This is a genomic window from Streptomyces sp. SCL15-4, from assembly GCF_033366695.1.
GTDB lineage: Bacteria > Actinomycetota > Actinomycetes > Streptomycetales > Streptomycetaceae > Streptomyces.
This window is the reverse complement of the sequence record NZ_JAOBTQ010000001.1, coordinates 1,791,513-1,805,028: the sequence shown is the minus strand read 5'-3', so window position 1 is coordinate 1,805,028 and position 13,516 is coordinate 1,791,513. Positions and strand designations below refer to the sequence as shown.

Genomic DNA, 13,516 nt, shown 5'->3' with positions numbered 1-13,516 from the left:
TCCGGCACCCGGGCCGGATCACCACCGCCGACCGCACCGTCCGCGCCCGCCCGGGCGCTCCGGCCCCCGTCGCCCTAGCCTGGAAACAGGTGGACGATCCCGCGCTCGACGTCCGCAGGTGGACCCTCGCCGACGCCGTCGAACAGGCCCGCACCGCACCGTGGGCCATCGTGCCGGGCGGGGCCGGGGCCGGCCCCGCCTCGATCACATGCGCTCCCGAGGTTTGGCCAAGGGAGGAGCGGCCACACGCAGGGGAGAGGTGGCCATGTCGAACACAAACAGCACACCGAAGACACAGAGTTCACAAGAACCCCAGGACTCACACGAAAAGCACGAGAACGCGCGGAACGAACAGAACGAACGTAACGAGCGGAACGAACGGAACGAGGCGGGCGGCCGCCGGCCGACCCCCATGGAGGTGCTGCGCGAGGCGCGCACCCAGCTCACCGAACTCACCGGGCTCGTCCCCGAGACCGTCTCCTCCTTCGAGCAGACCGAGGACGGCTGGTCCATCGAAGTCGAGGTGCTGGAGCTCGCCCGGGTGCCCGACACCATGAGCCTGATGGCGAGCTACCAGGTCGAGCTGGACCCCGAGGGGCAGCTGACCGGATACCGGCGCGTCCGCCGTTACGAACGCGGCAGGGCCGACGCGCGCGGCGGCCGCTGAGCCGACCGCGCGCCCCGACCGCGCAGACCGCGCACCTACTAGGCACGAGGAGGAATCGCCGGCATGACTGTTGTTCCGGCACAGCAGAGCGGAGGCGGAGGCGGCAGCAGCGGCCTCTACGACGTGCTCGAGCTCGTCCTCGACCGGGGGCTGGTGATCGACGCGTTCGTCCGCGTCTCCCTGGTCGGTATCGAGATCCTGAAGATCGATGTCCGGGTCGTCGTGGCCAGCGTCGACACCTACCTGCGCTTCGCCGAGGCGTGCAACCGCCTCGACCTGGAGTCGGGGCCGCACAAGAGCCCCGGCCTGCCCGACATGGTCGGCGAACTCACCGAGCAGGGAGCCCGCGGCAAGTCCAAGGGCGCGCTCTCCGGTGCCGCGCAGACCATATCCGACGCCTTCAACCAGGCCCGGCAGGAAGGGGAGACCGAGTCCCGGCCGCGCGCCCGCAAGGCCCCGGCGCGTCGTAAGGAGGAGCAGGAGTGAGCACCTACGTCTACGGGATCACCGCCCGGTCGCACCCGGCGCTGCCCGAGGGCATGACCGGCGTCGGCGAGCCGCCCCGCCCGGTGCGCGTCCTCACGGCCGGTGACCTGACCGCCGTGGTCAGCGACGCCCCCGAGGACCTGCGCCCCAAGCGCCGGGACCTGCTCGCCCACCAGAACGTGCTCGCCGAGGCCGGAGCCGGCGGCTGCGTGCTGCCCATGCGGTTCGGCAGCGTCGCCACGGACGACGACGCGGTCGTCCAGGTGCTCACCGAGCGGGCGGACCACTACGCGGAGCGGCTGCGGGAGCTGGACGGCAAGGTCGAGTACAACGTCAAGGCCACGCACGTCGAAGAGGCCGTGCTGCATCTGGTGATGGCCGAGAACACCGAGGCACGCGCCCTCGCCGAGGCCAACCGCCGGTCCGGCGGAGGCAGCTACGAGGACAAGATCCGCCTCGGGGAGCTGATCGCCGGTCTCGTCAAGGCCAAGGAGGCCGACGACGCCGGCGAGGTGCGGGACCTGCTGGCACCGGCCGCCGCCGCGGTCAGCGTGGGTCCCGAGTCCACCGGCTGGCTGCTGAACGTGTCGTACCTCGTGGCCCGGGACTCGGCCGAGCACTTCCTGGCCGCGGTGGAGGAGGTCCGCCAGGGCCATCCCCACCTCGACCTGCGGATCAACGGGCCGCTGCCGCCGTACAGCTTCGTCGAACCCGGCCCGGCCCAGCCCGCCGGCAGTACGGCGGGCGCGGACACCGGGGCGCGCTAGCGCTCCGGGCCCGGACGGAAGGAGAACACCATGGGACTGATCGGCGAAGTGCTGATGCTGCCGTTCGCCCCCGTGCGCGGCAGCGCCTGGGCCATCAGGCAGGTGCTCCAGGAGGCGGAACGGATCTACTACGACCCCGCCACCGTATGGGCCGAACTCGCCCGCCTCGAAGAGCAGCTTGAGGCGGGCGAGATCACCGAGGAGGAGTTCGACCGGCGCGAGGACGAACTGCTCGACCGGCTGGAGACCGCCATGCACTCCGGCGACACGACAGGCAACGGGACGGGACGATGAACCGAACGGCACTGGGCCTCGCCGTAGGGGCCGGATATCTGCTCGGCCGCACCAAGAAGCTGAAGATGGCGCTCGCGGTCGGCTCCCTGGTGGCCGGCAAGAAGCTGAACCTCAGCCCCAAGGCGCTCGCGGAGCTGGCGAACCAGCAGCTGAAGAGCAACCCCCAGTTCAAGGAGATCGGGGACCAGCTGCGCCAGGACCTGCGCGGGGTCGGCAAGGCCGCCACCGGCGCGATGGTCGAGCGGCAGATGAGTTCGCTCGCCGGCCGGCTGCGCAGCCGCACCGACCGGGTGCACGACGAGCTGTCGGGCGCCGTGCCCGGCGGCTTGGGCGAGGAGCCGGACGAGCGCGAGGAAACCGGCGCGGACGAGGACGCCGGGACGAAGGGCCGGGCCCGCGACGAGGCGTCCCGGGGGAACGGGAAGGCCCCGCAGAAGAGGACTTCCGAGCGGAAGGCCCCCGAGAAGAAGGCTTCCGGGCGCAAGGCCGCCGGGAAGCCGCTGTCCGCCGCCGGCAAGGGAGCGGGCAGGAAGACGGGCGCGGCCGGCAGGACGGCGGCGAAGCGGACGGCCGCGGCGGGTGAGTCCGCCCGCGGCGCCGGCTCCCGGCAGTCGAAGGGCGGCGATGACCGATGACCGAGACCCTCCGTTCCACGGCCTCCCAGGCCGCCGGCGGCAACCCGGCGGGTCCGCTCGCCGACCTCGCCCACAGCGAGGCCGCCGACCGGCTCAAGGAGGAGGTCCGCGCTTATCTGACCGCGCAGGCAGAGCGGATGCTGGCCGGCGTCGGCCGCAAGCTCGGCGAGACGACCGTCCGGCTCAACGACATCGCCGAGGGCAACAGCCCGGGCTTCGCCAAGCTGGCACTGGAAGGCGGCCGCAAGCTGGCCGAGGGCAAGGGCCCGCTGCGCTCCGCGCTGGAGCTGGGCGCCTCCCGCGCCAAGGAGAACGTGATGGACGCGGTGAGAAACCTGGGGGGAAGCAAGGGCAAGAAGGGCGGCGCGGGCAAGAAGCCCACCGTCATCATGGAGTCCGTCGACGTCGGTGTGCCGCTGCGCACCGCGTACGACCAGTGGACGCAGTACCAGAGCTTCAGCACCTTCGCCAAGGGCGTCAAGAGCGCGAGCCGCTCCGACGACACGCACTCCGACTGGCAGGCGAAGGTCTTCTGGTCGTCCCGCAGCTGGAAGGCGCAGACGACCGAGCAGATACCCGACTACCGCATCCAGTGGACGTCGGAGGGCGCCAAGGGCACCACCAAGGGCGTGGTCTCCTTCCACCGGCTGGAGGAGAACCTCACGCGGGTGCTGCTGGTCATGGAGTACTACCCGACCGGCCTGTTCGAGAAGACCGGCAACATCTGGCGGGCGCAGGGCCGCCGGGCCCGGCTGGACCTGAAGAACTTCGCCCGTTTCATCACGCTCAAGGGAGAGGCGGAGGACGCCTGGCGCGGCGAGATCCGCGACGGCGAGGTGGTCCGCAGCCACGAGGACGCCGTGGCCGAGGAGGAGCAGGAGCAGCAGTCCGAGGCACAGGCGTCCGGAGAAGAGGGCGAGGAACCCGAGGAGCCGGAAGGGGCCGAGGATTCCGAGGAATCCGAGGAGCCCGAAGAGCCCGAGGCGTCCGACCGGGAGTCCGGCGAGCCCGAGGAAGGCGACGAGGCCGAAGAGGACGAAGAGGCCGAGGAGCCCTACGAGGACGAGTACGAGGACGAGGACGGGGCCGAGGAGGACGCCGAGCCGGAGGAGGAGCCCGAGGAGGACGAGGAGGGCGCCTACGACGAATACGAGGAGGACGAGGAAGAGGAACCCGAGTACACCGGGCGCGGGAGTGGTCGATGACGACCCCGAGCCGCCTGCCCGAGCCGTACGGACAGGCATCGGGAGCCAACCTCGCCGACATTCTCGAACGAGTGCTCGACAAGGGCGTCGTCATCGCCGGCGACATCAGGATCAACCTGCTCGACATCGAACTGCTCACCATCAAGCTGCGCCTGATCGTCGCCTCGGTGGACAAGGCCAAGGAGATGGGGATCGACTGGTGGGAGAGCGATCCCGCCCTGTCCTCCCGGGCCCGCCGCGACGAGCTGACCCGGGAGAACGCCGAGCTGCGCGAACGGCTCGCCCGGCTCGAGGAACTCGAGCCGGGCCGCGCCCCGAAGGAGGCTCCATGACCGGACTGCGGTACGTGTACGCCGTCTGCCGTCCCTTCGGGACACCCCTGCAGGCCGAGCTGACGGGCGTGGGCGGCGCCCCGGCGGGCCTGCTGCACCACCACGGGCTGGTCGCGGTGGTCAGCACGGTCCCGGAGGCCGACTTCGGCGAACAGGCGCTGAAGGCCCACCTGGAGGACCTGGACTGGCTCGCCGCGACCGCCCGGGCGCACCAGGGCGTGATCGACGCGCTCACCACCGTCACCACCCCGCTGCCGCTGCGGCTCGCCACCGTCTTCCGTGACGACAGCGCCGTACGCACGATGATCGAGGCCCGCGAGGACGACTTCCGGGCCCTGCTCGACCGGCTCGACGGCCGGGTGGAGTGGGGTGTGAAGGTGTTCGTCGAGAGCGAGCCCGCCGAACCGGCCGAGGCGGCGCCCGCCGCCCCGGCGCGGCCCGCGAGCGGCCGGGACTATCTGCGCCGGCGGCGGGACCGCGGCCTGGCGCGGGAGGAGACCTGGCAGCGGGCCGAGGGGTTCGCGCGCTCGCTGCACGAGCGCCTCGCCGAACGCGCCGAGGACGTCCGGCTGCATCCTCCGCAGAATTCCGCGCTCTCCGGGGCAACCGGCCAGAATGTGCTCAACGCGGCCTATCTGGTGTCCCGGGCGCACTCCGAGGAATTCGTGGAACTCGTGGACCGGACGAAGGACGAGGCTCCGGGAATCCGGGTGGAACTGACCGGCCCGTGGGCCGCCTATTCCTTCACGGGGAACACCGGGAACACAGAGGATACGGAGAATTCGGGGAATGCGGGGAATGCGGGGGTGGAAGTGACGTGACCGTCGTCGAACGGCGCGAGATCGCGCTCGTCGACCTGCTCGACCGGCTGCTGGCCGGCGGAGTCGTGATCACCGGGGACATCACCCTGCGGATCGCGGACGTCGACCTTGTCCGCATCGATCTGAACGCGCTGATCAGTTCCGTCAACGCGGCGGTGCCCTCGCCCTTCGATCCCCCGCTGCCGCCCGAGCCCACCGAGGAGGTCGTGTGACCCCGCCCAAGCGGCTCGACCTGGAACCCGACACGGTCGAGCGCGACCTGGTGAAACTGGTGCTGACCGTGGTGGAACTGCTGCGCCAGCTGATGGAACGGCAGGCCGTGCGCCGCTTCGACACCGGTGAGCTGACCGAGGAGCAGGAGGAGCGCATCGGGCTCACCCTCATGCTCCTGGAGGAGCGCATGGCCGAGCTGCGCGACCGCTACGGACTGCGGCCCGAGGACCTGAACCTGGACCTCGGGCCGCTCGGACCGCTGCTGCCCCGCGACTAGGGTGCGGGCCGGGGCGTCATGTCACCACCGGTACCAGCGCCCCCTGCCGCCGCCGGACGTCGTGCCGCGGGCGAGGAAACCCAGCAGCCAGACGATCAGTACCGCCAGGGCGATCCACCAGAGAATCTGCACCGCGAATCCGGCGCCGAAGAGAACAACGGCCAGAAGCAGTACCAGCAGGATGGGAACCATAGTGTGAAACCTCCTGCCGAGCGTCTTGCCGGAAATCCGCGAATCAGGCTTCTTTACGGCACAGGATCTCCCCGTGCAGCACGGCGAACCAGCCGTCCTCCCGCCGGCCCCACTCCCGCCACGCCTCGGACACCGCGCGCAGCCGCTCCGGGGTGGCGTGGCCGCCTTCGACCGCCCGGTCGGCGTAGGCGGAGGCCAGGGTGCGGTCGGCCCACAGGCCGCTCCACCAGGCCCGCTCCTCGGCGGTGGCGAACGTCCAGGTGCCGGTGGTCGCGGTGACCTCGGTCAGTCCGGCGGCCAGCGCCCACGCCTTCAGCCGGCGCCCGGCGTCGGGCTCGCCGCCGTTGGCCCGGGCCACCCGCTCGTACAGGTCCAGCCAGTCGTCCAGCCCCGGCGCCGCCGGATACCAGGTCATCGCCGCGTAGTCCGCGTCGCGTACGGCGATGAACCCGTTCGGCTTCGTCACCCGCAGCATCTCGCGCAGCGCCCGCACCGGATCGCCCACGTGCTGGAGCACCTGGTGGGCGTGGACCACGCAGAAGGTGTCGTCGGGGTAGTCCAGGGCGTGGACGTCGGCCACCGCGAAGTCGACGTTGGCCAGACCCCGGCCGGCGGCGGTGGCCCGGGCCTGCTCCAGGACGCCGGGCGCCCGGTCGACGCCGGTGACATGCCCGTCGGGCACCAGTTCCGCCAGGTCGGCGGTGATGGTGCCCGGACCGCAGCCGATGTCCAGGATCCTCATGTGGGGCTTCAGGGAGCCGAGCAGATAGCCCGCGGAGTTGGCGGCGGTCCGCCAGGTGTGCGAGCGCAGCACCGACTCGTGGTGCCCGTGCGTGTAGACGGCGGTGTCCTGTGCCTTCGGCATGGCCGTACCCCTTCACCCCTCGTGGCGGACGGGCCGGACCCGTCCGCCGCTGCCGGCCCACCGTACGCGCGTATGCCGAATGATGAGATACGCGTATCGCCATGCGGACTGACGGTGGGTCAGAGATGGAGGTTCAGCCGGTGAGGCCGAGCGGGCGGTAGACCGTCAGGGCCTCCGGCAGCTTCTCCAGCGTCACCTCGCCCGACACCGACGTGACCTCGCCGTCGTAGGCGAGCGGGGTGCCCGGGGCGAGCCCGGTCAGCCGCAGCCGGTTCACCTGCACCGCCGAGTGCGCCGGCGACCGGGTCAGCGGGCCCGCGACGGCCGCCGCGAGCAGTCGCAGCGCGGGCCTGCGGCCACCGTGCGCCACCCGCACGTCCAGCAGCCCGTCCGCCAGATCGGTCCGGCGGCCCGGGGAGAGCCCCATGCGGTGGTAGACGCCGTTGCCGACGAACAGCAGCCACAGGGGCCGCGCTTCGCCGCCGACCTCCACCTCCAGCGGATGCCGTCCGGCCCGCAGCACCCGCAGCGCGCCGAGCACCCCGGCCGGCCAGGCGCCGATCCGGTGCGACCAGCCGTCCCGGGCCCGCACCAGCTCCGGGTACACGCCGAGGCTCAGCGTGTTCAGGAACAGGCCCTCCCCGTCACCGGCCACGAACCGGCCCGCGTCCACCCGGACCGCCTCGCCGTGCCGGACCGCGCGGGCCAGCAGGCGTTCGTCCTCCACGCCCAGGTCGTAGGCGAAGTGGTTGAGCGTGCCGCCCGGCAGCACCGCGAGCGGCAGCCCGTACCGCAGCGCCACCCGGGCCGCCGCGTTGACCGTGCCGTCGCCGCCGCACACCCCGAGCACCCGCGCCCGGGCCGCCGCCTTCTCCAGCTCGTCCCCGATCTCCTCCGGCGCGCACTCCACGATCTCCGCCAGCGGCAGCGCGTCGCGCAGCCCGCCGACCCGGTCCGCCGTTCCCGAGGCCCGGTTGGCGACCAGCACCAGGCCCTCGCCCTCGGGCAGCGCCGGCACCTCGGCCCGCGTCCGGGCCGACTGCCGGACCGGGGTGCGGGCCGGCACCAGCCGCCGGACCAGGAAGGCGGCGCCCACCCCGAGCGCCGCCCCGGCCAGCACGTCGCTCGGGAAGTGCACCCCGGTGTAGACCCGGGACGCCGCCACCGAGAACGCCACCGGCGCCACCGCCGCGCCCCACGCCGGCGACTCCAGCGCCACCCCGGTCGCGAAGGCCGCCGCCGAGGCCGCGTGCCCGGACGGGAAGGAGGTGGTGATCGGCTGCCGCTTCAGCCGCCGCACCAGCGGCACGGGGTCCAGCACCGGCCGGGCCCGGCGCACCGAACGCTTGCCGAGCGTGTTGATCGTCAGCGAGGCCAGTCCGAGCGAGGCCAGCCCCCGCACCGCGGCCCGGCGGGACCGTGGCGTGCGGGCGGCGGCCAGGCCGGCGGCCGTGGCGAACCACAGCACACCGTGGTTCGCCGCGCGGCTCAGGCGGGGCAGCACCCGCTCGGCGCCGGGCCAGTGCCAGGCGGCGGCGGCCTCGAACAGCCGGCCGTCGAGGTCGAGCGCACGGCGCAGCGGGGCGCGGGCGGCGGACTGCGCGGGGGCGGTCAGGTCCAGGTCAGGGCTCATGGGGTGCGGTTACCCTGAAGGACCCGTTCCTTGTGCGCCGCGCGGCGGCGAACCCCCGGATGCGTCCGCCGGCCGGGCTCGGCGCGGCACGGGCCGCCGCGCTGCCCGGGGCGCTCGCCGCCGAGGACACCGACGCCGTGTACGCCTCCACGCCGGTCCGCACCCGGCGGACGGCCGCAGCCCGCGGCCTGGAGGTGATCGTCCGGGACGGCGTCCGCGAGCCGTCCGCCGGCGACCTGGAAACGCTGCCCGGGCTCACCGGACTGCGGATGCCCGCCGGGCAGAGCGGCGAGGCTCCGGGCCGCCGACGACGCGGTGGTCGCCGAGGCCGCCGCGAGCGCTGCCGTGGCGAAGGACGCGCGCCCGGCGCCCGCCCGAGTATCCGTTTGCCCCTGGGACCGGGCGCCGCGCAGAATGCCTGCCCATGGGACATCTGGAAGCAGCGCACCTCGAATACCACCTCCCCGACGGGAGGACGCTGCTGGGCGATGTCTCCTTCCGGGTCGGCGAGGGCGCCGCCGTCGCCCTGGTCGGACCGAACGGCGCCGGCAAGACCACGCTGCTCAGGCTGATCTCCGGCGAGCTGAAACCGCACGGCGGCACCGTCACCGTCAGCGGCGGTCTCGGCGTGATGCGCCAGTTCGTCGGCTCCGTACGGGACGAGACGACCGTGCGGGACCTGCTGGTCTCCGTCGCGCCGCCCCGCATCCGGGAGGCGGCGAAGGCCGTCGACGCCGCCGAGCACGCGCTGATGACCGTCGACGACGAGGCCGCCCAGCTCGGCTACGCCCAGGCCCTCGCCGACTGGGCCGAGGTACGCGGCTACGAGGCCGAGACCCTGTGGGACATGTGCACCACCGCCGCCCTCGGCGTCCCCTACGAACGCGCCCAGTGGCGCCAGGTGCGCACCCTCTCCGGCGGCGAGCAGAAGCGGCTGGTGCTGGAGGCGCTGCTGCGCGGCAGCGACGAGGTGCTGCTGCTGGACGAGCCGGACAACTACCTCGACGTGCCCGGCAAGCGGTGGCTGGAGGAGCAGCTCAAGGAGACCCGCAAGACGGTCCTGTTCGTCTCCCACGACCGTGAACTCCTCGCCCGCGCCGCCGAGAAGATCGTCTCCGTGGAGCCCGGACCGGCCGGCGCCGACGCCTGGGTGCACGGCGCCGGCTTCGCCACCTACCACGAGGCCCGCCGTGAACGCTTCGCCCGCTTCGAGGAGTTGCGCCGCCGCTGGGACGAGAAGCACGCCCAGCTGAAGAAGCTGGTGGTGAACCTCCGGCAGGCCGCCGCCGTCAGCCACGAGATGGCCTCCCGGTACGCCGCCGCCCAGACCCGCCTGCGCAAGTTCGAGGAGGCGGGCCCGCCGCCGGAGCCGCCGCGCGAACAGGACATCACCATGCGCCTGAAGGGCGGCCGTACCGGCGTACGGGCGGTCACCTGCCGGGGACTGGAACTGACCGGCCTGATGAAGCCGTTCGACCTGGAGGTCTTCTACGGCGAACGGGTCGCCGTCCTCGGCTCCAACGGCTCCGGGAAGTCCCACTTCCTGCGGCTGCTGGCCGGCGAGGACGTCGCGCACTCGGGGGAGTGGAAGCTGGGCGCCCGCGTCGTCCCGGGCCACTTCGCGCAGACCCACGCGCACCCGGAACTGAGGGGCCGCACCCTCCTGGACATCCTCTGGAAGGAACACGCCCAGGACCGCGGCGCGGCCATGTCCCGGCTGCGCCGCTACGAACTCACCCAGCAGGCCGAGCAGACCTTCGACCGGCTCTCCGGAGGACAGCAGGCCCGCTTCCAGATCCTGCTGCTGGAACTGGCCGGCGCCACCGCGCTGCTGCTGGACGAGCCCACCGACAACCTCGACCTGGAGTCCGCCGAGGCCCTCCAGGAAGGGCTGGAGGCGTTCGACGGCACGGTCCTCGCGGTCACCCACGACCGCTGGTTCGCCCGCTCCTTCGACCGCTTCCTGGTCTTCGGCGGTGACGGCCGGGTCCGCGAGACTCCGGAACCGGTCTGGGACGAACGCCGGGTCGAGCGGGCCCGGTAACCGGGCCCGCCGCCGGGCCGCTGCCGCCGGCGCAGCAGCGCCACCATGCCGCCCGCCGGCACCTTTCGGCCGGTCTCCTCCCGCACCGGCGCCAGCGAGAGGACCGGCGCGTCCGTCACCACGGCCGCCCGCACCAGCGCATCGTCGGCACGGGCCGGCCAGGCGTGCCGCTCGCCCAGGTCCGACAGCTCCGTACGGCGCTCCGCCAGCCGGGCCGGGTCCTCGCCGATCCGCACCTCGCGCCGCGTGTCCGGCCCGCCCGGAAGGACCAGCAGCTCGGCCAGCCGGTGCCCGCGGGCCGCCTCGATCAGTGACGGCACACCCTCGACGGCCGCCGCCCGCCGCTCCTCGCCGGGCGTCCGGGCGGAGTGGTAGCGCTCCACCTCGGCCAGGATCCGCTCCCGTACGTGCCGGGCCCGGACCTCCTCCACCTCGCGCGGCAGCAGCCGGCTGCCCACGCCGTGCGCGGCCCGGACCGCCCGGTCCCGCAGGTGCCCCGGCAGCCGCTCGCGCACCGACCGGCACTCCCGCTCCCCGCCGCACAGGACCAGCAGGTCGGCGCCGGTCTCGGCCTGACAGCCCGCGAGCGCCTCGGCGGCCTCCCGCGCGTTGTGCTCCCAGGTGTCCTCCGCCTCCAGCCGGAAGCGCCGCTCGGACCAGCCGGAGGCCCGCGCCCGGTGCATCGGCCACTGCCGGCCGCCCCTGACCTGCCCGGCCTCCTCCCGCAGCACCGCGCTGCGCAGCTCGAACTCGGCACCGGCGCGGTCGATGTACGCCACCAGCGACACCGGGTCCTCACCGGCCAGGTCCGGCAGCGGGGTGACGTGCGGCAGCGTGCCCCAGCGCACGAGGCCCCACGGCGGGGCCCGGGTCAGCGACACCTGGAGGACCACCTCGCCGTCGTGGGCGAAGAGGGGGCGTCCGTAGGGCTCGCTGCCGCGCTCCAGCGCCGCCGCGGCGTCGACAGGCCGACGTATGCGGAGGCCCGGGAACCCGGATGTTCGTACAGTGGACTCAGGAACGCGAGATCCATGGATTCCTCCCGGAAATCGCTCGGGGCAGTGCGTGCCGGGCGGGTACCCGTAGCCCATGGACGAACACGACGAGCGGGGCACCACCATGACCGGAGTCGACCCCAGCCGGCTGGACGACCAGCAGCTCATGAAGGAGCTGGAGACGATCCACCGCACGCGCCACGACACCCTCCTGTACGGCTCGAACGACGCGCTGCGCGCCCACAACGAGCGGATGGCGCAGCTGGAGGGCGAGTATCTGCGGCGCAACCCCCGCCGCCTGGTGAGCGCGGGCCGCACCCGCGAGGGCGCCCGGGAGCGGGGCTCCGGCGAGGCGGCGACCCCGGACGCGTCCGGCACCTGACGCACCGCGCGCCCGGCATACGGCGGGGCCGGCCCGGAAGCGGGCCGGCCCCGTGGCGTACGGGCGGACGACGGTCAGCCGGCCTCACCGGCGAAGACGTGCACGAACGCGTCGCAGAACGCCTTCAGGTCGTCCGGCTTGCGGCTGGTCACCAGCTGGTTGGAGCCGTTGTCGCAGATCTTCACCTGCTCGTCCACCCAGGTGCCGCCCGCGTTGCGGATGTCGGTCCGCAGGCTCGGCCAGGAGGTCAGCACCCGGCCGCGCACCACGTCGGCCTCCACCAGCGTCCACGGCGCGTGGCAGATCGCGGCGACCGGCCGGCCCCGGTCGAAGAAGTCCTTCACGAAGGCGACGGCCTTCTCGTCCATCCGCAGGAAGTCCGGGTTGGCCACCCCGCCCGGCAGCACCAGACCACCGAACGAGCCGGCCGACGTCTGCCCCACCACCTCGTCCACGGGGAAGGTGTCCGCCTTGTCCAGATGGTCGAACGCCTGGATCCGTCCCGGCTCCGTCGACACCAGTACCGGCTCGTGACCGGCGTCCGAGGCCGCCTTCCACGGCTCGGTCAGCTCCACCTGCTCGACGCCCTCGGGTGCCACCAGAAACGCGATTCGCATGATGTGTCAGGCTCCTTTCAGTTTCCGCAGCGCCGCCCTGGGGAACCGGGCGCGGCGCTTCTTTTCCCTGGCCGCCCGCCGGCAGCGCAGCAGCTCCTCGCCGTACGGCAGCAGCACGCAGGCGCCGATCGCGACTGCGATGCCCGCCAGATAGCCGGGCGACGGCGGGTGCCGGCGCGGCACCAGACGCCAGGCGTCCGGATTCCCGCGCCCGCCCCGCAGCAGCGACCGCACCTGGTCGGAGTGCAGGCACATCAGGGAGACCAGCCCGCCGAACGGCAGCGACTCCAGAAAGCTGTGGATGTGCTGCTCGATCGGCTTGACCTCGCGGTCGCTGTCCTCCGCCGTCCGTACGTCCCACAGCGCGGTGGCCTCGTGCACCGCCGCCGCGCCCAGCTGCACGGCCAGCAGCAGCGGATTGACCTCGTAGCGCAGGGTGAGCGCGATGGGCAGGCCCACCTCCGCCATCATCAGGGAGTGGATCAGGGACTCCTTGGTCCCCGACGTGTCCTCGATCCCGGTGCGCCGGTGCATCGCCCAGTCGGCGAGTCCCGGCACGAACCAGCCGGGCAGCAAGCCGTACAGCAGGAAACGCGTCGTGACCTCGCCGGTGTCGACCGTGGCGCCGCGCGCCATCTCGGCCGCCTGGCCCGAGGCACCGCCGAAACCCGGTATCGGTGCCCTCATGCGCCCCCCACCAGCGCCTCGGCCAGTTGCTGGAGGTTCTCGTACTGCTCCCCGTGCGGCAGGGCGGCCACGGCGTCGACGAGTGTGCCGGGCGCGTTGCTCCGGCGCAGCGCCCGGGCCAGCTCGCCCGGCTTCGCCGGGAAGGCGTGCCGGTTCAGATGGCGGGCCAGCTCCAGCCGGGACCGCTCCAGCGACGCCGGGGAACCGAGGCCGCCCACCGGGCCGCTCCAGACCTCCGGGTCGTCGTCCGCGGCCGGCTCCGGGTCGTGCCACTCGTCCACGCGTGTGGGGTGGCCGGAGCGGAGCAGACCCCTCAGCTCGTGCTTCATCTCGTCGTCCCGGTGGACGTTCAGCCGGTCACTGCCTCGCTGCATGTCTCCCTCCAAGGGTCGAAGTGCGCACCG

The 13,516-nt window shown here is 73.1% G+C and carries 19 protein-coding genes and 1 pseudogene; 13 read left to right on the top strand and 7 right to left on the bottom strand.

Annotated elements, in window-relative coordinates:
* Positions 1–265 precede the first annotated feature (265 nt).
* From SCK26_RS07580 to SCK26_RS07535, 10 genes are all read left to right on the top strand, one after another.
* The gene (locus SCK26_RS07580) at positions 266–667 is read left to right on the top strand and encodes a gas vesicle protein (RefSeq protein ID WP_318200487.1); all 402 of its coding nucleotides are present in this window, start codon (positions 266–268) and stop codon (positions 665–667) included.
* 63 nt (positions 668–730) lie between these two features.
* Positions 731–1,153, top strand: a complete 423-nt coding sequence (locus tag SCK26_RS07575; protein ID WP_318200486.1) for a gas vesicle structural protein GvpA — start codon at positions 731–733, stop codon at positions 1,151–1,153.
* A complete protein-coding gene (locus SCK26_RS07570; RefSeq protein ID WP_318200485.1) occupies positions 1,150–1,920 on the top strand; it encodes a GvpL/GvpF family gas vesicle protein in 771 nt (256 codons plus the stop codon). Before SCK26_RS07575 ends, SCK26_RS07570 begins: the two co-directional genes overlap by 4 nt.
* Before the next feature lie 30 nt (positions 1,921–1,950).
* Positions 1,951–2,214 (top strand): gas vesicle protein GvpG, encoded by a 264-nt coding sequence (locus tag SCK26_RS07565; protein ID WP_318200484.1) that lies wholly within the window; start codon positions 1,951–1,953, stop codon positions 2,212–2,214.
* Positions 2,211–2,849: a DNA primase gene (locus SCK26_RS07560; RefSeq protein ID WP_318200483.1), complete on the top strand. Its 639-nt coding sequence runs from the start codon at positions 2,211–2,213 to the stop codon at positions 2,847–2,849. Before SCK26_RS07565 ends, SCK26_RS07560 begins: the two co-directional genes overlap by 4 nt.
* On the top strand, positions 2,846–4,054 hold the full coding sequence (locus tag SCK26_RS07555) for an SRPBCC family protein (RefSeq protein WP_318200482.1): 1,209 nt from the start codon (positions 2,846–2,848) through the stop codon (positions 4,052–4,054). The genes SCK26_RS07560 and SCK26_RS07555 overlap by 4 nt, the downstream gene beginning before the upstream one ends.
* A complete protein-coding gene (locus tag SCK26_RS07550; protein WP_318200481.1) occupies positions 4,051–4,386 on the top strand; it encodes a gas vesicle protein in 336 nt (111 codons plus the stop codon). Before SCK26_RS07555 ends, SCK26_RS07550 begins: the two co-directional genes overlap by 4 nt.
* On the top strand, positions 4,383–5,207 hold the full coding sequence (locus SCK26_RS07545; RefSeq protein WP_318200480.1) for a GvpL/GvpF family gas vesicle protein: 825 nt from the start codon (positions 4,383–4,385) through the stop codon (positions 5,205–5,207). Before SCK26_RS07550 ends, SCK26_RS07545 begins: the two co-directional genes overlap by 4 nt.
* A complete protein-coding gene (gvpJ, locus tag SCK26_RS07540; protein ID WP_318200479.1) occupies positions 5,204–5,419 on the top strand; it encodes a gas vesicle protein GvpJ in 216 nt (71 codons plus the stop codon). Before SCK26_RS07545 ends, gvpJ begins: the two co-directional genes overlap by 4 nt.
* Complete coding sequence (locus SCK26_RS07535) at positions 5,416–5,697, top strand: gas vesicle protein K (protein ID WP_030605837.1); 282 nt, start codon at positions 5,416–5,418, stop codon at positions 5,695–5,697. The genes gvpJ and SCK26_RS07535 overlap by 4 nt, the downstream gene beginning before the upstream one ends.
* Positions 5,698–5,718: 21 nt before the next feature.
* Here the strand turns inward: SCK26_RS07535 and SCK26_RS07530 are convergent, their stop codons facing one another.
* From SCK26_RS07530 to SCK26_RS07520, 3 genes are all read right to left on the bottom strand, one after another.
* The gene (locus SCK26_RS07530; protein WP_318200478.1) at positions 5,719–5,889 is read right to left on the bottom strand and encodes a hydrophobic protein; all 171 of its coding nucleotides are present in this window, start codon (positions 5,887–5,889) and stop codon (positions 5,719–5,721) included.
* A 43-nt stretch (positions 5,890–5,932) separates the two neighbouring features.
* Positions 5,933–6,754, bottom strand: a complete 822-nt coding sequence (locus SCK26_RS07525; RefSeq protein ID WP_318200477.1) for a class I SAM-dependent methyltransferase — start codon at positions 6,752–6,754, stop codon at positions 5,933–5,935.
* 133 nt (positions 6,755–6,887) lie between these two features.
* Entirely contained in the window at positions 6,888–8,387 is a 1,500-nt protein-coding gene (locus SCK26_RS07520) for a bifunctional phosphatase PAP2/diacylglycerol kinase family protein (RefSeq protein WP_318200476.1), read from the bottom strand.
* 59 nt (positions 8,388–8,446) lie between these two features.
* Here SCK26_RS07520 and SCK26_RS37945 point away from each other — a divergent pair, with 59 nt between their 5' ends.
* Positions 8,447–8,959 carry a histidine phosphatase family protein gene (locus SCK26_RS37945; RefSeq protein WP_412080842.1) on the top strand — a complete coding sequence of 171 codons (513 nt, stop codon included), beginning with the start codon at positions 8,447–8,449 and terminating at the stop codon, positions 8,957–8,959.
* A complete protein-coding gene (locus SCK26_RS07510) occupies positions 8,866–10,431 on the top strand; it encodes an ABC-F family ATP-binding cassette domain-containing protein (protein WP_412080841.1) in 1,566 nt (521 codons plus the stop codon). Before SCK26_RS37945 ends, SCK26_RS07510 begins: the two co-directional genes overlap by 94 nt.
* Before the next feature lie 29 nt (positions 10,432–10,460).
* On the opposite strand, the pseudogene SCK26_RS07505 reads toward SCK26_RS07510, so the two are convergent.
* A pseudogene (locus tag SCK26_RS07505) lies at positions 10,461–11,464 on the bottom strand (Vms1/Ankzf1 family peptidyl-tRNA hydrolase); the annotation flags it as partial.
* A gap of 56 nt (positions 11,465–11,520) precedes the next feature.
* On the opposite strand from SCK26_RS07505, the gene SCK26_RS07500 reads away from it, so the two are divergent.
* Entirely contained in the window at positions 11,521–11,808 is a 288-nt protein-coding gene (locus tag SCK26_RS07500) for a DUF6158 family protein (protein WP_318200474.1), read from the top strand.
* A gap of 74 nt (positions 11,809–11,882) precedes the next feature.
* Here the strand turns inward: SCK26_RS07500 and SCK26_RS07495 are convergent, their stop codons facing one another.
* Genes SCK26_RS07495 through SCK26_RS07485 form a run of 3 tightly spaced genes read right to left on the bottom strand, consistent with a single transcriptional unit; the run spans position 11,883 to position 13,486 of the window.
* Positions 11,883–12,425, bottom strand: coding sequence for a type 1 glutamine amidotransferase domain-containing protein (locus SCK26_RS07495; protein ID WP_318200473.1), 543 nt, complete (start codon positions 12,423–12,425; stop codon positions 11,883–11,885).
* A 6-nt stretch (positions 12,426–12,431) separates the two neighbouring features.
* Positions 12,432–13,112, bottom strand: coding sequence for a diguanylate cyclase (locus SCK26_RS07490; RefSeq protein WP_412080717.1), 681 nt, complete (start codon positions 13,110–13,112; stop codon positions 12,432–12,434).
* A complete protein-coding gene (locus SCK26_RS07485; protein WP_318200472.1) occupies positions 13,109–13,486 on the bottom strand; it encodes a DUF2795 domain-containing protein in 378 nt (125 codons plus the stop codon). Before SCK26_RS07485 ends, SCK26_RS07490 begins: the two co-directional genes overlap by 4 nt.
* Positions 13,487–13,516 lie beyond the last annotated feature (30 nt).